The organism is Desulforhopalus glucosivorans, assembly GCF_054397165.1.
In genome coordinates, this window is the sequence record NZ_AP044854.1 from 2,353,840 (window position 1) to 2,378,992 (window position 25,153).

Here is a 25,153-nt window from a genome sequence, read left to right on the forward strand (position 1 = left end):
TAATTTCATCCTCACAGGTGAAATTAGTGAGTTGCGGCTTCACCTCACTCAATGAGGGGGGTATCATAAAGAAATGAAAATTCTTCCAGATTTTTTTTAAGATAAGAAAACAATTGATCCCCTAAATCTCTTTCATAATAATTAAGCATGCTGTCTGCCAGGGATCGTTCACCGAGAAAGGTCAATCGTCTAACTTCCCCAATGACTTTATTCCTGAAATCCGGTTCATCAGACTTCAGAGTGAATATCCTCTTCTGAGGCTCCTTTTCAAAGGCTCCTGGGAAATACTTCTTTAGGTTATTAAAAATATTCTTTTCTTGTAACGAATTACCATCAATATAATACTGAACGATATCTCTTTTGGGAAAACAGACAGGGGAACCTGTAAATCCTTCAGATGTTACAACTCTATGATGACGATGAAACAGATCATCGTCCATTTCAGAATTTAGATGTATTTCAATAAATATTGATTCAATTATTCTTGTTTTTACTCTTGTTTTAACCTTCCCTCCCAGCAGCAAAGGAATACTTCTTGTTTCATGCACAAGATGGATCTTTTGAGATTCACTTGCACTAAGCGATAGATACAGTCCCAGTTCACTTTCAGGATTTTTAACTTGCCAATTAATAGGAACCACAAGTTTTTTGTCCTGGAAACCAAGAAGAAATTTTGTCCCCAGCTGAAAATGACTCTTAAATTGCTTAACTAATATAACAATGAAACTCAACTGACAAACCAGATTCACAACAAATAAAAACAGTGGCACCTCTTTGAACACATATAAGAAAAAAGCACAGACAATCCATGAAATTATCGAAAGAGCACCAACAATAGGTGAATACCAAGAATACCTAATCACATGGTCAAGTTTTAGGTTATCAGCTCTTTTAATATCCATTTACCACCCCGTTTACTTTTTTCCTACTCATCAGCACCTTTATTAGCGGTTCTATCGTCACCTTTAGTCATCATCTCGATGCACAGTATCAGGAGAAAATGCAGGCAAACAAACTGCTATATATTCTGCACCGTCGTTATGAGGAGTGCTATATTGGACCCACTCGTTTGCATTGACAATAATAGCTTCACCGGCGGATACCTCAAATTCATCGGACTCGGTTTTTACTCGTAAGATTCCTTTTAAGACGACTGTATATTCGGTAAACTCTGGCTTCTGTCCTGGCTCAACCCAACCGCCAGGGCTGACCATACGGGCAATGCTCAAATCTGAGTTTTGCGAATTGACGAGACCAATATACTCTTCAATTATTTTTGGTTTGTTACCCACAGATTCAATAATTGTTGGTGTATTTATCTTTTTTGCCATATCGGTAGTTCTCCTATATGTCGTGACAGCTAATGAAACATCTCATTAACAGATTTTAGATTTCATCTGTGTTAGTGAGCGTCCTTCGAATAGCGTCCTGCCAACCTGCATACTTTCTGGCACGAACATCTTCTGAGAGGTTTGAGGTGAATCTCTTATTGAGTTTCCAGGTTTTGGCAAAAGCCTCTGGCGATGCAAATACCCCTGCTTGCAGTCCAGCAAGATAGGCTGCTCCCAAGGCTGTAGTTTCAAGAATTTCCGGACGGTCAACTGGAGCATTGAGAATGTCAGACAAAAACTGCATGGTATAGTTGGATGCTACCATGCCACCATCAACCCGCAGCACAGTCTCACCCATATTTTGCCAATCACCACGCATCGCCTCAAGTAGATCACGGGTCTGAAAGCATACAGACTCAAGAGCTGCTTTTGAGAGTTCGGCAGGGCCAGTCGCTCTTGTTATTCCAAATATTGCCCCTCTCGCTTCACCGTCCCAATGTGGAGCGCCTAAACCAACGAAAGCTGGAACCATATACACGTCCTGATTAACATCCGCCTGTCTTGCAAGTTTACCCGTCTCAGATGCCACTTCGATAAGTCCCATCGCATCACGCATCCACTGAACAGCAGCACCAGCAACAAAAATTGAGCCTTCAAGAGCATAGGTGGTTTTGCCATTTAACCTGTAACCAATTGTGGTAAGAAGCCTGTTGCTAGAGGAGACCGCCTGGTCTCCAGTGTTCAGAACTACAAAACAGCCGGTGCCATATGTGGATTTTATCATGCCTGGTTCAAAACATCCCTGACCCACGAGGGCTGCCTGCTGATCACCAGCAATCCCTCCGATTGGTATCGGTGAACCAAACAGTTCTTCAGATGTTTTGCCAAAATCTGCAGCACAATCTTTTACTTCTGGCAGTAGAGATTCTGGTACAGACAGAAGCTCCAACAAATCTTTATCCCAACAATTTTCATGGATGTTGTACAGCATGGTACGGGAGGCATTAGTTGCATCCGTTGCATGGACCTTACCTCCAGTCAAACGCCAGAGTAAAAAACTATCCACAGTTCCAAAGGCAAGTTTACCATCCTCAGCTTTTTCTTTTGCTCCCTCTACATTATCAAGAAGCCACTTAATTTTAGTACCTGAAAAGTAGGCATCAATTATCAGACCAGTTTTACGGGTAACCATCTCACCATGTCCCTGTTCTGTAAGCATAGTGCTAAAATCGGAAGTCCTTCTATCCTGCCATACAATCGCCTTATGGATAGGTTTTCCAGTCTCACGGTCCCAAATAATTGTTGTTTCACGCTGATTAGTTATACCCACTGAAGCTATATCAGATGCGTTTAGTCCAGCATCGGCCAATGCTTTTTTACACGTAGTAAGAGTGGTATCCCAAATTTCTTCAGCATCGTGTTCTACCCAGCCGGATTGTGGAAAATATTGTGTGAACTCCTCTTGCGCAACAGCTATTATTTCAAGCTGACTGTTAAAAACAATTGCTCTACTCGACGTTGTTCCCTGGTCTATTGCTAGAATATACGTTCCCATATTTTTCTCCACTTTGATCGATAATATACAATTTAAAATCGGTAGTTGATCGTACGTGACCTAAGCAACCCTCTTCTCAATTAATGTGCAGCAGGCATTAGCTATCTCAAATTCTTCATCAGTTGGTATAACCCAAACCTGTACCCTGCTATCAATATGACTAATTCTTCTAGCAGACTTTCCCTGGGACAGATTCGATTTTTCATCAAGCTGAATGCCAAGAGATTCAAGATTTTCAAGGCAAGAAGCCCTCAATGCGGCATCATTTTCACCAATTCCTGCCGTAAAAACAATTGCATCAACTCTTCCAAGAGCCGCATAGTAGGCCCCTATATATTTTTTAATACTGTAAGAAAGCATCTCAAAAGCAAGGACAGCCTTATCATCTCCAAGTTGTATCGCCTTATGTATATCACGCATATCTCCCGTACCACAGATACCCAAAAGCCCACTATCCTTATTGAAAATATCGTAGATCTCTTTTGAACTCTTGCCAGTTGCCTCTACAAGGTATTGACTGAGACAAGGATCAATGTCTCCACAACGGGTACCCATAATAAGGCCGGCTGTGGGAGTCATCCCCATTGATGTATCAATACAAACGCCACCCTTCACAGCAGTCATGGAACTCCCGTTTCCCAAGTGGCAGACAATATTGTTAATTTCCTCTGGTCTCTTTTGTAATAAGCGGGCCAATTCGCGGGAGACATAACGATGGGATGTACCGTGAAACCCGTATCGCCTTACCTTTTGCTCTTCGTAAAATTTTTCAGGTATTGCATATCTATAGGCATAAGGTGGGATACTATTTGAAAACTGCGTATCAAACACAGCAATGGACGGTACATGCTTAAAAAGTGTTAGCGCCGCTTTTATTCCTGCGATATTTGCAGGATTATGCAGAGGGGCGAGAGGGACCGTCTCATTAATTTTACCAAGTATTCTATCATCAACCAGACAGTTTTCTTTTAAAATTTCTCCACCATGGGCTACCCGATGTCCAATGGCATACAGATCATCCTCCCCTTCTATAAGAGCCGATTCTTTATCAGTAAGTAAACCCGAAACCAATTGGATAGCCTGGGTGTGGTCTTCGAAATCCATCGATATATTTATCGATTTCCCTTTCCCTCTCTCATCAATTACTGTGTGAGTTACGATTGATCCAGCCTCACCAATACGTTCGACGATACCAGCACACAAGACACTCTGATTTCTCATATTAAAGAGTTTATATTTCAGAGATGAACTACCTGCATTTATAACCAGCACTTTTGTTTTTGGCTTTTTACTCTTTTTCATTCCCCACTCCATACAGACACTTTTTCAATATTTTTATAAAATCGAAAAGCCGCGTCTCTGAGCGCTTCAGCATCAAAAGAACCAGGATAGACAGTGACAATATCTTCTAGAATTTCTAGTTTTTCTATTAGCTTTCCTACAAACACTTCTGAGTAACAGAGGCTGCCTGTTAGTATAATCTGATCTGGTCTATTGGGAGAAAAATCAGCTAAACGACTGAAAATCTCTGAACTGATCCCTGTAACTAATGAATCAATATATATAGATGATTGATCATCTTTTTCAGCGCGCTCCAACAGTTGTTCAAAATCTACAGAGCCCAGGTAACTACTCAGTCCTCCTGAAGATTGAAATAGACTCTTCATTTTTGATTTTTCATACCCGGAATAACAGAGTTCAATCACCGCCTCAGTAGATAATGAACCGACACCGGAAAGACTCATTGGCCCATCGAAAAGAGCGTCATTGACATTAATACACTTTCCGTTTCGATGGGAACCAACGCTGACACCAGACTGATCAATATGTGCAATAATCAACTGCTTTTCCTCATAACTGCTATTCTCTGAATCTGTGTACATTCGCGCAACCTGCCTTTGACTCAGCGCATGCCAGAACGGAGTAATCTGAACACCCTTAAGTCCGCTAATCATATTCTCTGGACTCATCTGGTTTAGCGTTGGGCTGTCGCATGAAAGAACGGGGATATTCTCTTTTAATGCTATCCGGTACGCAAGAGATGGCCCAATATTAATGGGGTGATTGGCAGTACTATCTTTTTCCAATGTTTCCAGCATCTTTTCATTGACGTAATAGCATCCCGCTTCTACATTCTCAAGCATCCCACCAGGTGTGATGACAAGATCGATATCTCCCAGGTTAATCTTTTCGGAGGCAAGATAATTTAAAATAGCTGGCAATCTATCACTTTGCCCATTGCTATCTGTCTCCCATGTTCCTGCATCAATATTTGAGCGTAAAAGGAGCAGATCTCCTTCAAATAAGGACACTTCTGTTTTGAGATAACCAGGAACGATGGTCAACACCTTCGGATTTGGGAAAAGTGGTGTTTTTGCGGCAAGTGGTTTTGTACTCTTCATCCGCGTCAGTAACAGTAGTTTCGCCCCCCTGATAATCTGGGTCACACTGCTTCCTCTGGAGTAGTCTAGTACCTGTCCGTTCATCCCACCCATTATCAGGGAACTCTTGGCCCCCGGGTACTGTGTGTTAAAAAGATGATAGAGCATGTTCCCCTCATCAAGCGTTGGCACTATGAGTACATTTCCCTCCCCCGCTCCTTTAAACTCATCGAGTTTATCCTTGAGTTTCACCTTTGCAGCATCTTTAGAGACGGCGACACTGATCTGTAATTCAGCTGTAATTGAGATAGACTCGTAAGCGTTATCTCTTTTTTGCAATTCTAAGAGTTTTTCCTGTACGAGAGGTTCGGCCTCTCTGATTGTTTCAACACTTGGTCCCTGTCCTGATCCCTTTGTTGAGTAAGAAATAAGGGCACCGTTAATATTAGGTAGTACTGAATGGGGAACAATATCTCGGAGGGTTTTACAGGACTCTATAGCGATATCGGCAAGCTGCTTGGCACTTGGTCGTAGATTCAGAGCCACATCAGCAAACATAACAATATTTTGTTCCCAAAGAGAATTTGCATCCTCCGGCAGGACAAATAGCCCCATCTCAAAAGCCGTCCCTGCAGATTTGATCAACCTCAGACAAGGTGCAAGAAAGTCCTTGGTGGAGTAAGCAACCCCACCAAGACTGGCATCGGCATAGCCCTGACGTACAAGCATGGCTCCAAAAATTACTGGGTGAAGGACCTTCTCGAAAGCCTCATCAAGACTGTATTGCCACTTACGTCCCTCAGAGAGTTGACATAACTCCGCTGCAAGCTCAGGCACCAGAGGACTTTCCTTTGGCTCTATAATGACAACATTACTGAAAAATCGTTCCCGCGAGCATAAAAACTCTACGGTTTTATAGTCACAAAGTGCCCTAATCTCTTCTCGGTCACCAAGAAGTACAATCCGTGCAACACCAAGTAAGCCAGATGCTGCTGCAATTATTCTAGGATCTGAGGCTTCTGGAAAAACGATTACAGGTTTTGCCACCTTAGATTCTGACAACATTTCCCCAAGCTGCTTATCTACTGATTTATCCAAATCAAACATAATGTCATTTCCTTACATGAGGATATGTTTTTTTATCTCACTATTAGGTGAGGAAATGACAACCTTACTGAGCAACAGTCCTGATTCAAGCAGTGAATGCGATCCGGCCTCTACGGCCGCTTCAACAGAGCCAACACGACCGGTTAAAATCACCACGGCCTTCCCGGCAAGTCCTGTTGCGAGCCGAACTTCAATGAGTGAAACATTAGCGGCCTTTGCGGCCTTATCGGCTGCAACAACTGCAGAAGCTGAGGAGTAGGTCTCAATAATTCCTAAAGCTTTAATTTCTGGAATAATATTTGAAGAACTGATAGCAGGAAAAACATCCGGATGAATGTTTGAAATAACAAAGTGATCAACTATGAATTCACCAGCTAAGAGACACCCCTTTTCCACTGCTCGCTTAACAGCACCGGTATCACCGGCTACCATGACAAGATATCTACCAGGACAGACAGACCTCGCTATAACCAGCTCTACATTGGCCTCTTTAACCATTTCGTCGGCGGCCTGGAGACCTCTTGCGACACTGTTCAATTCCACAAGTCCCATTGACTTATACATATCTTACTCCTTTACCAAGTGAATCATTTTGTCATCAATTTTGGCTACCTTGCCGGTAATACTTGCATGGAGCGTAGCCCCTAATGCTTTTGGTGGAATATCCGCAACAAGCTGTCCCTTTTGAACGATATCTCCAACTTTTACCACCGGTATGGATGGCGCTCCTATATGCTGCTGCAGATAGAGCCCGACCTTTTGAACCTCAACCACTTCGCCAAACTCTTGTGGCTTTGGATAGACATTATACTGAAGGATATTAAGCTTACCCATAAGGCGTTGAACCGGAACCCGTCTGTAGTCTGTCTGAGGGTGTTTACCTAGTTTGCCTTTTGCGACCTCCTTAGGCGTTCCGTTCACCTGTTTTTTCAAGTAGGCATTTACCTCTCGGGGTGAAATGTGCATTGGACACGACCACTTTTCACAGATTCCGCACTCAGAGCAGAGTAGAGCTTCTTTTTTAATCGGATGGTCTGCCGGCGCATCAATTGTCCGCATAATCAGATGAGGATGAAGATTATGCCCAAGCAGGTACCTGGGACAAAGTTCTGTACACAGGGTGCAATTACAACAGACTACTTTAGAAATACGAGCCAAGGTTACAATATCTATTGTTTTTCCAGTCACCACATTATGGTCATCTGGCAAAACGATGAGTCCACTGGTAGTCTTTGTTACATAACTACTCTCGGGATCATCCAGAACCCGGCCCATCATTGGCCCACCATCAATCACCTTGCAGTTGGGGGCTGTCATACCTCCTGCCATGCGGATAACATCTGCAACCAACATCCCCACTGGAACACGTACTACTATGGGCTGAGCCACTTCCCCTGCTACATTAAGTGTCCTGTAGGTCACTGGGGTGTCGTTCATGGCGGCGGTAATATTAAAGACCGATTCGACATTACTTACAACAACACCTACCTCAAGGGGTATCCCCCCCTCAGGCACGATTCGCCCAAGCGCCACGTTAACCGTAACATGCTCATCTCCACCGGGATAAAAGTCATCCATTGGGAAAACAGTAATACTATTATGGCCTTTAAGAGCCGCAGTTAATATACTGATGCACTTCTCATGTTTCTTCTTCAGGCAGATCATACCTTTAGCTGCCCCCACCGACTCCATTACCAGCTCAAGTCCTTTGATCACTTCAGCCGGCTTATTTTCCATCAGGTAGACATCTGAACAGAGCAGTGGTTCACAGGATGCGCCATTTATCAAGACAGTATCAGCCTTGGCATTGATTTTAACATGGGCAGGAAAGCCAGCACCACCACCTCCTACCACCCCTGCTGCCCTAGTTTTTTCTACAATTGGATTTTCCATCTACATAATCCTTTTTTCTGCATCTTTTGCTTTTCTACGCTGCTCTCACAACCGACAATATGCGCCAAGAATCCATTAAAAAGTCTAGATACGATTCGTCCAGAAATGAGGCATTTTCTTCTAAATCGAGGCGCTCGATGAATTTAACCGCAGGCATATAGCTGATATTACAAGGATTAAATTTTGAGAGCAACGACGAGTCAGGAGAAAATGACCATTTCTGAATGGGCACTAAATGATCCTAAAACCATCAATCAATACACAACGCCGCTGTCTGCAAAAAGATCTTGCTGAAGTAAGGCCTTCGCCGGTTGGTCCGGCAATGGTAAATGTTGAATGACCTTCACCATTAAGCCCAATACCAGCGTAAGATGGCCCATTTTTCACAAAGATTGTTGTTTGAATTGCCCGCGCCAAGGCCGTGAGATGCTCAATATTGACTGAGTGCATCATGGCTGTATGGCGATTACCCTGTTCAGTTTCCACAGCGAGATCAATACCTTCCCACACATCTTTTACCCGAACCAGTGGTAGAACCGGCATCATCTGCTCCAGCCAGACCAAGGGGTGATTACGATCGGTTTCAAACACAACACAGCGAAGATTTTCGTTTGCAGCAAGTTCATTAAAGCCCGCAGCCTTTAAGATGATGCTGATATCTTTTCCAATAAATTTTCCATTGATATGACCATCTGCCTTAACAACCAGGTCAGTAATTTTCTGGGCTTGTTCTTTATTGAGGATAGCGGCCTTACCAGTCTCTGCCATAAACTTCATCAGGTTATCAGCCACCTCATCAACCACAATCACTTGTTTTTCAGCAATGCAGAAAATATTATTATTGATAGAATGCCCGTTGATAATATCTCTTGCCGCATTTCGAATACATGCTGTCTCATCCACAAGCACCGGAGGATTACCAGCTCCTGCACCAATCGCTTTTTTCCCAGAACTGAGGACTGCAGTAACAACAGCCTTACCACCTGTTGCCACAAGAAAATCGATGTCAGGATGTGACATTACATCCTTGGCAGATGCCATATTCGGCGATTTGATCATACCCACAACACCTTCAGGTCCCCCGTTATCAACAATAGCCTTGTGAAAAGCCTTAATGACGGTGGTACAGATTCCAACAGAAGATGGATGTGGATTAAAAACCACAGTATTACCTCCAGCAATCATACTGATGGTATTGTGTATTAATGTGCCGGTAGGATTTGTCACAGGAGTGAGTGAACCGATAACTCCAAATGGTGCGTATTCGGTTAACGTTAGTCCCTTATCACCTGAGACTGCATTCTGGACCAGATCATCAAGATCACGGGTTTTGGTTGCAGCGAGGATATTTTCCTGAACTTTATCCTCAGCCCTACCCAGTCCAGTCTCTGAAGCCGCAGCAATAGCCCACTCTTTTGCGCTTGCAAGAGCTACTGCTTTAATTGCGTCAATAATCGTCTTTCTTTTTTCAAGAGGAAGCGATACAAACCTGGGCTGTGCCGCCTTTGCAACGGCAACAGCCTGATCTATAGTCTCATGGATACCTGAACCACAATCAGCATGTTGCTGGGTGTTCATCATCTCCATAAATACACTGGTGATCATGTTTTCCAACGCCTTATCATCTACACTCATTTTACGATTCTCCTTCATTCCAACAGTCGATATAGTTTATAGCTGCAAGATAAGTAGGAAGAACTCCATAATTTCGACTACCTATCATGTTTTTTTCAAAAATCACGAGTCTTAACTACCTGTTTTGCATCAGATAAAATGCACCCTCCAGTACGTCAGCGCTCAAACCATTTAAGGCATCAATGGATTCAGCACGCCGATAGAAACTATCAAAGTCAAGTAAGGTATCAGGAAGCAAATCCTTTAAGGACGCTGCCATCTCAAGCATCTCAGCAAATGCTGTAACCGCTGCTTCTGCGACACTCATGTCTTCTTCAACAGAACCACCACTTATACCTATGGCACCAACAACATCTCCAGCTACCTTGAGTGGATAACCGCCACCAAAAATAACAATTCGACCCTGATTGGTTAACTCAAGGCCATACAATGATTGACCAGTCTGAACTATGCCTGCAACTTCATGGGTGGGGATACGAATAGCGGCGGCAGTGTATGCTTTATTGACGGCTATATCTGTACTGACCGGTAGGGCTCTGTCCATACGCTCAAAACGAACAAGCTCCCCGCGCGCATCAGTGAAGGCGATGACCATTGGTACCGCTATCGAGACAGCTTTTTTCCGTGCAACATTACTGAGTACCCGAGATAAATTGTTATTTATGTTAGCGGTAATTTCCATCGTCAAGCTCCTTTTTCACCAGATCCCGAATTTCAATTGTCCAAGATAATGAGAACAACAAGTCAGACAACCGGTTGATATATTGTAAGATAAATTCGTAGCCAGAGGCGCCCTCTACAGCTGTAAGTATTCGTCGTTCAGCCCTACGGCAAACTGTACGTGCTACATGCAGTGCTGCGCCTATGCTTGTCTCACCAGGGCTTACGAAAAACCTGGGGAGTCCATATATTTTTTCAAGTCTATCGATACAGCCTTCGAGCTCTTTTATATCGAGAGCCGTAATTGGAGATTTGAGCTCTGACCAATATGTTTTCACTGAAGAAAGCTGCATCCCTGCTCTGAACAATCCCCGTTGAATTTCAATGATCAGCGTATTTAAACAGATCGAACTATCTTCTTTTTCAAGTAGAGAACGACAAAATCCCAACTGGGCACTGAGTTCATCCAAGGTGCCATAGGCTTCTACCCATTCATCATTTTTGGGAATGCGGCTGCCTGAAAGCAAACTCGTATATCCTTTATCACCGCCACCTGTATAGATAGACATCAGTTTTCCCTCAACTCACATCAATTTCATCGATAATACCAATGATTGCTGCATCAACAGGTGCATCCCCAATTTCACAAGCTTTTCTAGCACCGGACCCCATGGTAAGGATGACCTGTTCCCCTGCTCCTGCACCAACGGTATCTACAGCCACATAAAAATCACCATCAAGAGCAACACCCGCGGGGGTGATTCCCTGAACGATCAGTATTTTGCTACCTACCAGCAGTTCGTGCTTACTTGTGGCAACAACGGTTCCAATTACTTTGCCGATAATCATTGTTAATCCTCGAATGTACTAGTGGACATCAGGTTGCTAGCCCCGATGAACGGGATAAATACCTTCACGAAATTCACTCATCAAAACAACAGATAAGTGCAGACTTCGAGTGAATTTCTAAGGCACTAATAAACATCAACCCTGGTGCCATATTGTTGGGCCAACTCTTTGGCCAGTGGTGTAAATACGGCTCCAGCCATTGCCTGGATAGCAACTCCATCCCTGTTTGCTTTTCTCACCGTGGCAGCATCAACAACACTCACCCGTAAAGGGACGGAAACTTCTCTGAAAACATTTTTAACAACCTTTGGTGTCAACGACTGAGCAGATTGTTCGCCTAAAGAAATAACAGGTGTCTTTTGAACGTTTTGCTTAGCTTCATAGTCATTTAAAAGAATCCTTTGCCCAACAATTCCAAGTTGAGAACTCCAGGAAAGACTTCCTCCAAGATCAGAAAACTGAATAAGCCTCTCTGCAACAGCCCTTTGCAGTCCGGCAGAACCCTTATCAAGCCCTAGTGCCCTTCGATCAGCACCACCTGGTGCAGCTCCGTCAATTGCGGCTATCAGAGGCTTACCCATAAAAAGCGCCTGAAGAATAATATTGCCAGTGAGGGAATCAGCCATAAGACCACTTGCCTTTGAGAGTGCATTAACACTAAGCATGGGAACAAGTATTCCTTTTGCTGCCTGAATTTCTGTGAACCAGTTTCCAGGCTCCATCATGGAAGCGCCCGGCCATGGAAGCAACCGTTCATCAACGACATTCCCATATAGATGACGCGCAGATTCACTAAGGACAATTTTCATTGAAAGCCCACTCAACATAAGGCTCTCAAGCCCTGTAAGGGCTTCTTTGAGCCCTGCAGTCGCTCCGGTGAAAACTGTCACAGCATAATCATCCGTGGTTATCTGACGCTGAGCAATTGCATAGAGAACACGTTGTACCAATTCCCCTATCCATTGTTCATTCCCCATTATCCCCTCTGATTTTTCTTCTACATTAACCATGGGATATCGCCTTATTAGCGCTAGTTTTCGCTGCCTGAAGTGCTGTACCTAAGGGTGTTACAAGAAGAGGATCACTTGGTAGAATCACAGGTAAACCTGTCTCTTGGGCAATCATTTTATCCGCATCAGGAAAACTGCTTGTGCCACCCACAAGATAAATAACATCAGGAGTATGATCTTTGATGTGAGCCCTGACGATACTTCCCATCTTTTGAAATACAGGCCACACTGATGAGGCCAGGCTAGATTGATGTTCCGGATCATTTTTCAATTTCTCCGCCTCGTCAATACTTATGCCAAGGTGTCCAGCGATAACAAGATCAAGATGGTGGCCTCCGGTTGGTTCATCTCCAGTATAGACAACGGTGCCTTTTTCAAGAATTGAAATTCCCGTCGTGCCTCCACCTATATCGACAACACAACCATCTTCAATTCCAAGAGCAAGGGCTGCTGCACTCGGCTCATCAATAAGACTTGCCACCTCAAGGTTCGCACCGTTTAGAATATGACCAAAAGAATCTCTATTTCTTCCCACAGTGCCAGGTGGATAGGCAGCTGATGCAAGTGCAATTTCAATACCTTTTTGTTTCAGTCCATTGATCTGAGATCGCAGGATGTTCATGGTACCCATGTAGTCAAAGACAAGACCGTCACGGACATTTCGTTCGCTGCGAGTCAACATTCCTGCAACAGGAGTACCCTCCTGATCAACTACCGCCGTAACTATATTGGCAGTACCAAGATCTACCCCTCCATATAAAATTTGCCCACTATCTGGGATTTCCTGCAGGGAAAGACTGGTTTTAAATTTACGGATCAAAGTATTAGTGACTTCTAAATTCACAAAATCCTCCCGGACCGTTAACTCTTAAAAGATATTTTTTGTACCGTAGAAATTCATTTAAAGTCTTCGCTTATCTTGTGCTTTTTTAAATAAATTTCGTAATGGCTTTATCCCGTTCATCGGGATTCGCCTGCAACTGTTTTAAACTGATGCCAACGCAGCCTCTGCAGTTTTGGCTGCACGTTCCACCTGAGAACTCGTACCTGAAACGGATAAACGCCCGACTGCTCCAATTTCATTACAGTCTATGAGTGTCACTGGTGTATCTTTTTCTATCTCATTTGCAACCCGGAGGGCATAGGCCGCAGGTTCACACTCCATTGTAAACAGATCGGTTCCCGGCATAAGGAGAGAGGCATTTCGATGTACGTTGACCATCTGAGCATGATACGGATTAACCCTTCGAATGATTTGAGAACTCACAACCCTGGGCTGCTGAATATCCGAACGACTCACTCCCAGACCGTTTAAGATGGAATCCCCTGCATATTTAACATCAGCCTGCGCATCTGCATGAAGTTCAAGAAAACCAAAATGACGCTCCACAAAAGATTTCCCAGGCCGAACGTTTGATGATTTTAAAGCACAATCCATAGCCTGGTTAATGAGAATACCTGGATCAACTTCAACAATCAGAGCTGACTGGCCACCGATAGGCAAAAAACCGCTACAACCAGCCGCAAATGCAACAGCGAGTTGCGGCTGCAGTCGATCTATGAATACAAATGCTCTGAGTTTATTTTCCACGGCTCCGCTCACCCCAAATTATTTTTTCTTCTTAGGATCGGTTGATGACCCAGGAGATGGCGTCTTTGTTTTCGGCTCTACCGGTTTAGCGGCAGAGGTTTTAGATGGAGCTGTTTTGGCTGGAGTACTTTTAGGCTGAACAGTTTTTGGCGTAGTCTTCTTTTGGGTTGGTTTCTGTTTCACGGGAGTCGAATGAGTAGCTGTTTTCACAGCCTGAACCTCAGTAAATTTGCCTTCTTTTCCCTCAGAACCATCAGAGCTACTATCTGGTTCAATGACCGATGGTACGTTATCAGCAGAATGTACAAAGACATTCACTAATTGCTCATCAGGTCGTGCAATGACATGGGTCGCAACCAGGTTGCCAAGCCTTTCAGCAGTCGCCGCTCCGGAACTCACAGCAGCCTGGACAGCTGCAATATCACCACTCAACTTTATGGTGACATATCCAGCCTTATTAAGCTCATAACCAAGACACTCAACATTAGCCGCTTTAAGAGCTGTATCTGCAGCTTCAATCGCCGTGACAATCCCTAATGTTTCAATGAGACCGATACTTTTTACCTTCTTCATTCCTCATCCTTTTCTTTCGTTAATTTACGAAATTTTGTCATCTATGACTGTCAAAAACTGGGCGGAAGAACTGCCGGTTTTTGATTAAATCTACATGGCCAAATCAATCCAAAATGAACGGATCCCCTTTAACAAGTCGAGCCGCATTTCTTCCAAGTATCTGTAAACTACCTACTGTTATTTCATCCCCTGAAAGACACATTAAAGGTTTCTCAACAGGTAAATCTCTATGGTGTAACAGGGCTATGTTTTCTTCTCTACTCACTACAAGTCCTACATTTACCCTAGACGCATCAGCAAGTTTTCTTGCTACCAGTACCGCTTGTTTCAACGAATCAAATTCTTGTTCCCTTACCAAATGAGTATCAGGATATTGAACCTCATAAGGGATACCTTCTTCTTCCAATCCTTCCTGCAGCGCTTGAATCATCTCAGCACAGACATTACCTATGGAACCAATCATTACGTTTGGTTTTTGCGCAACTTGAAATAAAAGAGGATTACTTGACATAAGAGGTCCTTCTTGAAAGGCACAAACCAGTTGCAACAGCATTCCGGGGGCCTTCACACCCCCTGATATTACCCTTCCCAAGTACCACTCCATACTCCTCAAGTGCGTCAGATATCATTTCGGGAATTTCAAAATCAAGTGCGGATCCCCCCACCAAGGCCACAAAGTGAATGAGACGAATATTTCCGTTAGGAGCAACTTGAGCCAGTGCCCTCAGAGCATTGCAGACAAAGACCTTTTCTTTAGCCTTACGGCGAACATTAGCAATCTGATTGAGATGCAGATCGTGTAATATCGGGACGGGACCAGTCTCGGTCATTATTGCTACCCTGCCAAAGAGTGCCGGATCGAGATGAGTATCAAAAAACTCTACAGAACCGTTTTCATGGCGAATGTGGAAGAGGGTTTCAACCTTTGCAAGGGGATACCGTTTTATTTCTTCAGCGAGTTCAATATCGTCCAAACCAAGCTCAGTGTTGATGAGCATGGTCACCATATCGCCAGCACCTGCCATATGAATGCTTTTTACGTCGCCATTAACATGGATAATTGATGCATCTGTTGAGCCACCCCCAAGATCAAGAACGGCTAACGGTGCTTCTGTTCCTGGAGTTGTTAGCGCCCCAAGGATTGCCATCTCTGCCTCAACACCGCCAATCTCAACGGGTACAGCAATCTCTTCATTTATTTTCTTTGCCAAACGTTGCATTGGGATATTCTGGGTCATTACCATTGCTGCAAGACCAACAGCTGATCCTTTTGTAAACTCTCCGGCAAGTGCTCCGAGCACGTGTTGCGGCTGAAGCGTATTAACGGCTAACACATCCTGTATATTAATAAGACTGACAGGCTGATCGGTTAAATCAGCCATAACAGTTCGAACTCGTTCAAACATCCCCCCGGCATTCGTTCCAGATTCAGACTGAATTTCCACCAAGGGAGCAATTTGTGCCAGCTTTTCCATAATTGCATCAGCACCATCTTCAATACTGACACGTTCCTGACGCTTCTCACCAATCAGGGTAATAGACCCTGCTGGAATGCGTCGTTCACGGATATCACCTTTTGGGGTTTTAATAACCACACCACTACGATTACCGGTCAAGGCTCTGGCGATTGGGGTAATCTGCCTGGTCTCTTCTGGGGACAATTCAAAAAGAGTCGCTATATCATACGGATTAGACAACTTCTCAATGGACCTTCCCACCTGTGCCACTTCAAGTGCTGCTGGCATACCCATGGGCACCTTGTCGATGTGCTTAACCTCATCGACAATTGGAATAAGACGGTCAAGGCGGTTATTAATAAGAACACCATCGTCTTTTTTGACCACCGCCCCAACGACTTTCACACCATTTGCAAAGGCCTGATTAATCATGCTGGCAGCTGCATTAAAGTTGACACTCTCATCGACGACAACAATACAGCCTGTGGACGGGGCCAGTCGTTCAGCCTCATAAATATCCACAGTTATGCCAACACCCAGCCCAAGCCCACCTGGAGTTGAAGGATTATGACCAATCATCGCAGATTCCGTGATGATTGTTTCGGTGATGGTCTCCATAGCAACATCACCAATAACCGGAGTTGCCTTGTTGAGAAGAATAAGATCCAGATCAGCACGTACCATGTTAATAGCCGATACAGCTTTATCTACCGCATCGATCACACACATGGCATTTCTAAGAGTGCCTTTCAAACCTATTGTTCTTACAAGAGAACTCGATAAAAACTCAACCTCCCGCCCAATCCTTGCAACAGAAACCTCAGTTGAGTTGTTACCTATATCTACCCCAGCTATCAGCATAATCCGATCACTCCGAGACCATCATTTAACGATCGCCTTTGAGGCGCTTGCTCTTCTCATAGACTGTGGCTGCTTCCCGTACAAATTTTGCACAGGTCGCCGCAGCGTACTTTCCTTCCAGCTCGTCAGCCATACTGAGCAGCTCCTGCTTGGTAGCACGATACGGGCGCAGAAAATTGTACATTTCCAATATTCTCTCATCGGGAATTTGTGTCATTTCACCTGCTCTACGTAAATTATCCGCAAGCCTTGGGCGATTAACACTATCTGCAACTTGAGTTTGCAATGATAGTGTTTCCGGACGGGTCTTGATATCTTCAAACTGAATTTCTCCGGATACAACCTTGTCTAAGGTAATATCATCCAGACTTTTACCGGTTGCTGATCTCACCAGATCTTTGCGTTTCTCTCCCAGTGGATATGAAGACGCATCAATCTTATCACCGCTATTACTTGGGCTTGTGGCCGCATTTAATCCGTTACCCTCAAGATTTGACAAGACCTTTCTGACGGCACTTTCTAAAACTTGCGGGGAAACTTCCTGCCCCACACCCTTCATGATCTCGGCAATTTGCTCTTTTGAAAATTGAACCATTTTTGTCTCCTTATAAAATGGCAGGGGCTTAACCCACTACCACTTCAACTACCTGTTTTTCAGGCTTCAAAAACTCCACTTCCTTGTTATGGAGTAGTGCCGCCAAGCCCTGATACTTTGGGCGTGCCATTGGATCATTGCGAACCGGTACTGGTGAAGGATTTTCCCCTTTAGCATACTTCGCCGCATTTTTTCCCATTGCCCTGAATGTTTCTATTTCAATCAAAGGGGCCTGGGGAAAAAGTTCGAGATTCTCAAGGGGTGCAAGATCTTTCTGATGTATAACCGCTGTTCCCCTGGACAAAAGACCAATACCCACTCCAGAGCCACTCAGCTTGGCTGCAGCGTGTGCTATAAAAGCAACATCAGCAGTCTGATAGTTACGAACAAACCTGACAGCCAAACCCTCTTCTTCTATGCCTGCGGCTATTTCAGCGAGCACAACTGAATGGGGGATATCAATAATAGTTTTAGTCGGTGTTACGCCAAATCCTGGAGGGATACCAACCACAACTTCATGGGGGCTACTTCCAGTAACGGATAAACCTTTCTCAATTAAATTAAGTGGTTTATCGGTATCCACACTTAGTGAAGCAGAACTACCAGTTGTGCCATTTTGCATCTGAGCAACAACATCTGTTATGATCTGCTTGAGCACTTCTTCAGTCAGTTTCATGTTTCTTCTCCCTATATATCTTCAGGGCTGACCGCCTGAGGAATGTTTTTAAGCATTTCCCATCGTTCGCCTTCCAGTCGATAACCTGTTCCCGGCCCCTGGTAATCATTAAGGTTATTCACCGCACTAATCACCTTGAAGTCCTTATCTACGATTGCAGAAGTATGGAGATAATCACCTGAGACTTTCTGCTTAAGCATGCCAAGAACTGATTCGGCGACATCAACGTATCCATTCTTGTAAAGAGCTCTAACAATATCCAGACCGGTTTTCCCTGAATTTAAGAATTCTTCAATTGCTCTTAAATCTTCTGGCTGATTCCTGTCTGGCATATCTTTTGAGCCATGGGCGTAGGTAGCCGCTTCAACTTCTTCATCTGTGATAGGAGGTAAACCGATGTCCTTAAAAACTGCCTGCATGGCACTGGCCGCCTTATTTCTTACGGCAATGACATCTTCCTCAGTTACAGGGCGAAGTGCCATGTCTGTTTGAAGATCTCGCTGCAGCACCAGCATATCATCGAAATCATCAGAATCATGGGTCGAGCCGGCAAACATGTTGTCATAGTTTGGAACACCTGAGTACCCGGAAAAGACATAGTCCGTACCTGGCAGAAACTGCATTAACATACGGGCAGTATTTCTGATGGGCGAATGGGTAAAGGTTTGATCATTACCGGAAGCACATTCCAGATCAAGAAGGACTGTTGCCACATTTTCAGCAAGCACAGCACGAATACCACCCGGTACAGCACCCGGTACACCAATACAACTGATGGAACCGTTTTGCAGTCCTTGTACTCCAGCGCCTTTTGTGACCATGATGCACTTAATCTCAAGATAGAGCATCGACTTCTTGTTCGCATACCCCATTTGTACTTCAGAACCTGTACCTGAGGTAAAACGCATTTTGATACCACGGGATGCATATGCAGAGGCAAGAAATGCTTTTGACCATGGAGTGTCATCACCATCAACAAAAACCTGATCAGTACCATATACAGATACGGTTTCTGCGTAAGCAGTCAGTCCGCGCATACCCATATTAAGTTCCATAGCTTCTTCAACTGCACACTGAGTCAAAGTACCCTGGCAACCGATCTGACCACCTACAAGCAATGCTATGGCGTTCATTGGAGCATATCTTGCGATACCAACTGTGGTCTCAAGCTCCTGAAATCCACGAAAACTACCTTCAGCAGCATCAGCTGCGAGAAGAGCAGGAGTATCTTTAACGTTTGTTATATGAGCCTGATTTGCAGGAGTACGTCTGGCACGGAGTTTCTGCATTGCCATCATCAACTCAACCACATTCATTTTTTTCAAAATGTCGAGTATTTTTGCAGGAGTCAGTCCAGGAACAAGACGGTTAATATCAGCTCTACTGACATGAATGTCGACCAGCATTCTGGCAAACTCTGTAGAGTCAATAGCCATTGCCTCTTGGGCAACCTTTGTGTCTATGCAATAGTTGGCAATGAAGGTATCGATCATATCGAATGAATCGCTTGGAATGCCATCCATCTCAACAACTTTGCCGTTTTCAATCTTGATTCCAGGGTGAGGATCGTATTGGCTGTCCATGGCTACAAGCCCGACTTCTTCCCACTCTTTAATAAAACCATCTTTATTAACAGCCCGTTCCTCCAACGCCACGAATCGCTTTTGTCTTTTTTGCAATTGATTACCCTCCTAAATATAAGGAATGTGCGCAGATGGACATGGCTGACCCCATGCAGAGAGTAATGGCTTACCTACTTCTCGACCGGCAATGATTGCCTGTCGTACTGCGCCAGAATCTCCAGAGACTGTAATATACACTTCATTACTCATACTCGTTCCATGTGCTGGGGAGCCATAATCAAGAACCTCAACGTCCGCTGACTTTACTGCAGCATCTATCATGAGCATTCCAATAGCAGCGGGTGCACCAAGAATTAAACCAAAAGCCTTTCCTTCTGGTGCGCCAAAAACTGTTGACAAACACTTGCTGGCTCTGGCTGTATATTGCAACTCCAGGTGACCGGTATCATTGGCGTACACATCTCCAAAAAACTTAGGTACATTATCAAGAGTCACTTCAACCGCACGACGAGCATCGGAAACATCTTCAGCACCAAATACAATCAAACATCCGTGCCCTGCACCACCCTTTGTATCTCTTGGCAGTTCTACTTTTAAAATTTCGGTGTTTGTTGCCTTTATAGCTTCGTCTGCAGCCATAATTTGGGGACCGGCACCTGTTCTCGCGCCGATAATTCCAAGAGATCGATATTTTTTATCAAATCCCATAACTGTATGAATTTCTTGATCCAGATTTGCAATCACCAGTCCCAGAGTTTCACCAAATTCACTGGTACCAACAAACTCGGTAAGACTGTCTGCGCTACAGCATGAAACAATATTTTCAACAGAGGACTCTGCCCCTTTTTGTTCTGGAGCTTCCACTCTTTTCATTACTTCTTTCATTACAGCATTGAGTATGTCTTCCTGCATAATTATCTCCTTTATGAACTGTTATTCGACTTACTCTGCTAAGGTCTTAGGCAGGATCGTTTCAACATCTGTATGTGGTCGTGGGATAACGTGCACAGACACGACCTCACCTATCTTTGCAGCAGCTGCTGCACCAGCATCAGTTGCAGCCTTTACAGCACCGACATCTCCGCGTACCATGGCAGTGACAAGACCGGAACCGATCTTCATATGCCCAACAAGTGTTACATTTGCAGCTTTCACCATAGCATCAGCTGCCTCTACATTAGCTACCAGTCCCCTGGTCTCAACCATTCCTAGCGCTTCTCTTCCAACCATTTTTTCCTCCAATTAGACGTAGTTATACGACAAAAATAATACGATTTTTTATTCCCGAACAAACCAGTTGGCCAATTCGGCAAAGTATTAATTAATTAATTTCATATGAAATACAGAACCCAGACACCTGATTACTTGCCGTCCCTATATTGTTTGCAATAGGCATCTGCTGCCCAAATAGCAGCTTCGACTTTTTCAGCTGTAACGGGAAACCAGGTTGAATGAATAGTCTCACCCTCCGCTGTAGTAGCGACTGCTACAGCCTTGATTTCTTCACGAGTTGGGTTATCAATTCCCAGATCTTCAAGACAAATCGGCAGACCTATTTTTATACAGAAATCGAGCACTTCTTCAATCTGTGCGTAGCTTCTGCCTTCCATAAAGAGTTGAGTAATTGTACCAAAAGCAACTTTCTCTCCATGCAACTTGCCATGGGATTTTTCCAAGACAGTAAAACCATTATGAATAGAGTGAGCACCAGCGAGGCCACCACTTTCAAACCCAATTCCTGAGAGCAACGTATTAGCTTCAACAATGGCCTCAACACTTTCAGTAACTACATTTTTCTCTACCGCTAACTTGGCGGCATAACCATGTTCCAGCAAAGTTTCATAACACAGTTTTGCAAGTGCCAAAGCTGAGAGCGTTGGAGGGGTTGCCCCTGTTAAAGCGTTAGGCTTACAACTTCTGCTACAGGTATCCGCTTCCCAGTAAGTTGCCAGTGCGTCTCCCATTCCAGACACCAAATAAGTGCCAGGAGCATCAGCTACGATCGCAGTATCCACAAGAACACAATCAGGATTATTGGGAACAACCAGATAGCGATCGAAGACACCATCTTCTGTGTAGATTACAGAAAGAGCAGAACAAGGAGCATCTGTTGCTGCAATTGTTGGAACAACGGTAACAGGAACATTCATTTCAAATGCTACAGCTTTGCCAGTGTCAATAACCTTTCCACCTCCAACTGCAATCACAACATCACAACCACTTGCAATAGCAAGTTCTTTCAATCGCAAAATCTCTTTATCACAGCATTCACCGTCAAAAAGCTCCTGCTTTGCTCCCACTTCAACACTCGCCAAACTGGCTTCAATTTTGGAACCACATAATGAAAGAGCCCTTTTCCCACCTATAACAAGTGCTTTTTTTCCCATGCTGGAAATAAAAGAACCAATTTCAGAAATAGCTCCAGCACCCTGGACGTAGCGCCCCGGTGCCAATAACATCCTGCTCATTTTGAACCTCCCTCTTATTTGGAGTTGATGTAACCTAATCTAATAAACCAGCGGCTTTGGTTTATATCAGTTCAAGATGTGCGGATTATACGTGGTTTGGGTTGTGTCACACAATTCCCCAAATGAGGGAAAAGTATCCCCCAAACGGGGGAATATAGGAGGGAGCAAACAACAAGGAAGGGGAGAATATGTCAGTCTAGAAAGGATACGTCAGAAAACTTCTTTACAGCCTCCACCCTGTTTTTAACACCAAGTTTTTTATAGATATTTTTAATATGGCTCTTAACTGTTTCGACACTAATAAAGAGCTGTTTGGAAACGTCTTTAGTTGAAATCCCATGGGAGAGATGTTCAAGGACCTCACGCTCTCTTGAAGTTAACCCGAAATCATCAGGTTTAACTGTATTAATAACCGGTTTTTGTTCCAAACCAATATTCACAAGATATGGTGAAAAGCATGTTTCACCATTGACATACTGCCGTATCACGCTCTGCAATTCTTCAAGAGGTATATTTTTTAATAGATAACCATCAGCACCTGCTGCCATCGCTTCACGTACCAGCTTTTCTTCACTGTACGTTGAAAGAATGAGCATTATCAAATCCGGCATTATTGTTTTTACCAAACGAATCGCAGCTATCCCCGTAAGTCCAGGCATATCTAAATCAATTAAAACAATATCAGGCTTATCTTCTTTTATTTTTTCAACGGCTGTATAACCATCAGAGGCTTCACCTAGAATAATAAAATCACTTTTCATTCCAAGGCTATATTTTAGACCAGAGCGAAACAGAGGATGGTCATCTGCAAGAAATATCTTTATCGGCATTTTATTTTCCATAATTCCTTGTCAGGTGATGAGTATCGAGCTGATTAGTTCATACAATCAATTATCTACACTCATAGATACCATAGAATAGCGATAAAAAGCTTTTAAACTGAGCCTTTTGCAAAAATAGGATTTTCGTCCAAAATTAAGGCCTGTGAAAAATTTTACCGCAGGCATTGAGTAAATAATCCTAGGATAAAATTTTGAACAAAACGAAAACATTGGGCGCAAAGACACTTTTGCAAGTGGCTCAACTGAAAACATTTGCTCAACTGCACAGTGATAATGTCCAAGAAAATATTGGGTGTTGCAGTTCAACCAACAAGAGGGAGGATAACATTAAAACAACTCCCACGACGTCGTTCTTCAGAGTATTTATTTACTGGTGATTTAACCCATATTACACCCTCATGTGCTTGAACAACCAACCTGCAAAATGCAAGACCAAGCCCAGTTCCGCTGCGACCTTGGATCGGTCCATTTCCATTTTTAATCGAAAAGAATTTATCAAATATTTTTTCCTGCATTTTGAGAGGAATCCCAGGCCCTCTATCTATTATTTTTATATGGCAATAGTTACGGTTTGTATCCAGTTTTTTGGAGACTGCTGCAGGAAGTAAATGATTCTCTAATTTGGCCCTCTTTACCGACACAAGGACAGTCTGACCTTTCTGGCTATACGCTATTGAATTGGTTAAAAAATTAGTGAAAGTGCGCAAAAGTCGTGTATAGTCCCCGTCAACTTTAAAAGAATCTCCTTCAAACAACCGAACTATTTCTACATTTTTTTCTCTTGAGAAAAGTTCTACCATTTCAATACTTTTTGTCAGTATCAATTCGACATTAACGAGCTGTTTCCTTAAAAGAAATCTACCATTTTCACTTCTATAAATGTCTAAAAAGTCACTTACAATACCATGTAACTGGTTACCCGTTCCAAGAGCAAGGCGCAGAGTTTCCAGTTGAATATCATTCAACTCACCAAGTTCTTCATCAACAAGCAGACGTAATACCGACTGGATAGAAAGAATAGGATTGCCCATGTCATGGGTGAGCATACCGACCAGATCCTCTTTCATTATCTCCATCTTCTTTTCTTCTGAAACATCTCGCAAAACTGCTACAAAACCTTCACCAACCCCATCATTTGTGATATTAGAAACTGCGAGTTGAACTGGAAATGTTCGATCATTCACAGCACAGGCATTAAGATCAATCCGGCACTGCCCCTCCACCTTATCGCCTACATGCTTTTGGAACACCTCAATGGGGGAAAAATCGACAAAAAGAGACTTGAATGATAAACCAATCATGTCATCTTTCTTATAGCCAAACATTTCAGCACCACCATCATTAATCATCGTAATAAATGATTTTTCATCGGTTGCAATAATACAATCTGAGACCGAATTAATCATCCTCTCCAGATAGCGCCTGGAACGTTTCAGGATTAGGTGTTTTTGGATGGCCAATTCACTGATAGTCCTAGTAATTACTTCCATAAGACCAGCTATTTTTTCCAGCTGATCGGCACCCAGTATCGGCACCTGATCCAACTCCTGTAAATAACCTTCAATATCGACTATTCCTATCCTGCGTGCCCTCTCTATAGCAACGTCTCTATCAATCTTTTTATCAAGAACCTGCCCCATTAGAACAGAAGCAATATGTTTGCCATTCACAATGATAGGTGCTGCACTATCCAATAACCCCGCATTAAAACATTCATAAATAACAAATTCTTTGTTTTTTGCGGATGTAACACCACCATATTCATCACTCTGCTGACATCTTTTGATCCCCTCAGGAGTTGAACGACAATATTTTCTGCAAAGCGAACTAAAGTTCTGCGGGGTAGTCAGGGGAGTGCCATCAATGTTTGTAATTATACAGGACACACCAGTGGCAATCGTCATTTTCTCTAATATTTCGTCGAGCTTTTCTTTCTCGACCAAATCCAATAAACTTAGAGCCAGCATCTTCACACCTTAGAGCAATATTTAACGAGTCAACTCAACTTAACTTGCATAGAGATGTCTAACATGGACCACTTTTTTTTTCGTGGCAACAATTACATATTAGTTTTTCAACCATTTAA

General features: G+C 43.5%; 25 protein-coding genes. All 25 read right to left on the reverse strand.

All coding sequences use genetic code 11. The annotated features are described in order from the left end of the window. Positions 1–44: 44 nt before the first annotated feature. The 25 genes from ACX6CI_RS10125 to ACX6CI_RS10245 all read right to left on the reverse strand — a co-directional run bounded on the left by ACX6CI_RS10125 (position 45) and on the right by ACX6CI_RS10245 (position 25,034). The gene (locus ACX6CI_RS10125; protein ID WP_458778043.1) at positions 45–902 is read right to left on the reverse strand and encodes a hypothetical protein; all 858 of its coding nucleotides are present in this window, start codon (positions 900–902) and stop codon (positions 45–47) included. Positions 903–965: 63 nt separating this feature from the next. Continuing rightward, a complete protein-coding gene (locus ACX6CI_RS10130; protein ID WP_458778044.1) occupies positions 966–1,331 on the reverse strand; it encodes a cupin domain-containing protein in 366 nt (121 codons plus the stop codon). 55 nt (positions 1,332–1,386) lie between these two features. After that, positions 1,387–2,886, reverse strand: a complete 1,500-nt coding sequence (gene glpK, locus ACX6CI_RS10135) for a glycerol kinase GlpK (protein ID WP_458778045.1) — start codon at positions 2,884–2,886, stop codon at positions 1,387–1,389. A gap of 60 nt (positions 2,887–2,946) precedes the next feature. Then, positions 2,947–4,188, reverse strand: coding sequence for an acetate/propionate family kinase (locus tag ACX6CI_RS10140; protein WP_458778046.1), 1,242 nt, complete (start codon positions 4,186–4,188; stop codon positions 2,947–2,949). Further along, a complete protein-coding gene (locus tag ACX6CI_RS10145) occupies positions 4,185–6,374 on the reverse strand; it encodes a butyrate kinase (RefSeq protein ID WP_458778047.1) in 2,190 nt (729 codons plus the stop codon). Before ACX6CI_RS10145 ends, ACX6CI_RS10140 begins: the two co-directional genes overlap by 4 nt. 12 nt (positions 6,375–6,386) lie before the next feature. Beyond that, entirely contained in the window at positions 6,387–6,938 is a 552-nt protein-coding gene (locus ACX6CI_RS10150) for a BMC domain-containing protein (RefSeq protein ID WP_458778048.1), read from the reverse strand. A gap of 3 nt (positions 6,939–6,941) precedes the next feature. Beyond that, complete coding sequence (locus ACX6CI_RS10155; RefSeq protein ID WP_458778049.1) at positions 6,942–8,267, reverse strand: 4Fe-4S dicluster domain-containing protein; 1,326 nt, start codon at positions 8,265–8,267, stop codon at positions 6,942–6,944. Between the two features lie 231 nt (positions 8,268–8,498). Beyond that, the gene (locus ACX6CI_RS10160; protein WP_458778050.1) at positions 8,499–9,902 is read right to left on the reverse strand and encodes an aldehyde dehydrogenase family protein; all 1,404 of its coding nucleotides are present in this window, start codon (positions 9,900–9,902) and stop codon (positions 8,499–8,501) included. 115 nt (positions 9,903–10,017) lie between these two features. Continuing rightward, positions 10,018–10,584 (reverse strand): GlcG/HbpS family heme-binding protein, encoded by a 567-nt coding sequence (locus ACX6CI_RS10165; RefSeq protein ID WP_458778051.1) that lies wholly within the window; start codon positions 10,582–10,584, stop codon positions 10,018–10,020. Further along, positions 10,568–11,131 (reverse strand): cob(I)yrinic acid a,c-diamide adenosyltransferase, encoded by a 564-nt coding sequence (locus ACX6CI_RS10170; RefSeq protein ID WP_458778052.1) that lies wholly within the window; start codon positions 11,129–11,131, stop codon positions 10,568–10,570. Before ACX6CI_RS10170 ends, ACX6CI_RS10165 begins: the two co-directional genes overlap by 17 nt. Positions 11,132–11,141: 10 nt before the next feature. Then, positions 11,142–11,411 (reverse strand): EutN/CcmL family microcompartment protein, encoded by a 270-nt coding sequence (locus tag ACX6CI_RS10175; RefSeq protein WP_458778053.1) that lies wholly within the window; start codon positions 11,409–11,411, stop codon positions 11,142–11,144. Positions 11,412–11,536: 125 nt separating this feature from the next. Then, positions 11,537–12,421, reverse strand: coding sequence for a hypothetical protein (locus ACX6CI_RS10180; RefSeq protein WP_458778054.1), 885 nt, complete (start codon positions 12,419–12,421; stop codon positions 11,537–11,539). Beyond that, positions 12,414–13,265: an ethanolamine utilization protein EutJ gene (eutJ, locus tag ACX6CI_RS10185; RefSeq protein ID WP_458778055.1), complete on the reverse strand. Its 852-nt coding sequence runs from the start codon at positions 13,263–13,265 to the stop codon at positions 12,414–12,416. The genes ACX6CI_RS10180 and eutJ overlap by 8 nt, the downstream gene beginning before the upstream one ends. 141 nt (positions 13,266–13,406) lie before the next feature. Continuing rightward, a complete protein-coding gene (locus tag ACX6CI_RS10190) occupies positions 13,407–14,012 on the reverse strand; it encodes a hypothetical protein (RefSeq protein ID WP_458778056.1) in 606 nt (201 codons plus the stop codon). Between the two features lie 18 nt (positions 14,013–14,030). Continuing rightward, a complete protein-coding gene (locus tag ACX6CI_RS10195; RefSeq protein WP_458778057.1) occupies positions 14,031–14,585 on the reverse strand; it encodes a BMC domain-containing protein in 555 nt (184 codons plus the stop codon). 103 nt (positions 14,586–14,688) lie between these two features. Then, entirely contained in the window at positions 14,689–15,096 is a 408-nt protein-coding gene (locus tag ACX6CI_RS10200; RefSeq protein ID WP_458778058.1) for a glycerol dehydratase reactivase beta/small subunit family protein, read from the reverse strand. Continuing rightward, positions 15,086–16,903 (reverse strand): diol dehydratase reactivase subunit alpha, encoded by a 1,818-nt coding sequence (locus tag ACX6CI_RS10205; RefSeq protein WP_458778059.1) that lies wholly within the window; start codon positions 16,901–16,903, stop codon positions 15,086–15,088. Before ACX6CI_RS10205 ends, ACX6CI_RS10200 begins: the two co-directional genes overlap by 11 nt. A 25-nt stretch (positions 16,904–16,928) precedes the next feature. Beyond that, entirely contained in the window at positions 16,929–17,498 is a 570-nt protein-coding gene (locus ACX6CI_RS10210; RefSeq protein WP_458778060.1) for a diol dehydratase small subunit, read from the reverse strand. Between the two features lie 28 nt (positions 17,499–17,526). Continuing rightward, a complete protein-coding gene (locus ACX6CI_RS10215; protein WP_458778061.1) occupies positions 17,527–18,174 on the reverse strand; it encodes a propanediol/glycerol family dehydratase medium subunit in 648 nt (215 codons plus the stop codon). Positions 18,175–18,185: 11 nt separating this feature from the next. Beyond that, a complete protein-coding gene (locus ACX6CI_RS10220) occupies positions 18,186–19,853 on the reverse strand; it encodes a propanediol/glycerol family dehydratase large subunit (RefSeq protein ID WP_458778062.1) in 1,668 nt (555 codons plus the stop codon). 12 nt (positions 19,854–19,865) lie between these two features. Beyond that, positions 19,866–20,669, reverse strand: coding sequence for a propanediol utilization microcompartment protein PduB (pduB, locus tag ACX6CI_RS10225; RefSeq protein ID WP_458778063.1), 804 nt, complete (start codon positions 20,667–20,669; stop codon positions 19,866–19,868). A 30-nt stretch (positions 20,670–20,699) separates the two neighbouring features. Continuing rightward, complete coding sequence (eutM, locus tag ACX6CI_RS10230; RefSeq protein WP_458778064.1) at positions 20,700–20,987, reverse strand: ethanolamine utilization microcompartment protein EutM; 288 nt, start codon at positions 20,985–20,987, stop codon at positions 20,700–20,702. Positions 20,988–21,118: 131 nt separating this feature from the next. Continuing rightward, positions 21,119–22,225: a glycerol dehydrogenase gene (locus ACX6CI_RS10235; RefSeq protein ID WP_458778065.1), complete on the reverse strand. Its 1,107-nt coding sequence runs from the start codon at positions 22,223–22,225 to the stop codon at positions 21,119–21,121. A gap of 191 nt (positions 22,226–22,416) precedes the next feature. After that, entirely contained in the window at positions 22,417–23,055 is a 639-nt protein-coding gene (locus tag ACX6CI_RS10240) for a response regulator (RefSeq protein ID WP_458778066.1), read from the reverse strand. A gap of 314 nt (positions 23,056–23,369) precedes the next feature. After that, complete coding sequence (locus ACX6CI_RS10245; RefSeq protein ID WP_458778067.1) at positions 23,370–25,034, reverse strand: PocR ligand-binding domain-containing protein; 1,665 nt, start codon at positions 25,032–25,034, stop codon at positions 23,370–23,372. Positions 25,035–25,153: the final 119 nt, after the last annotated feature.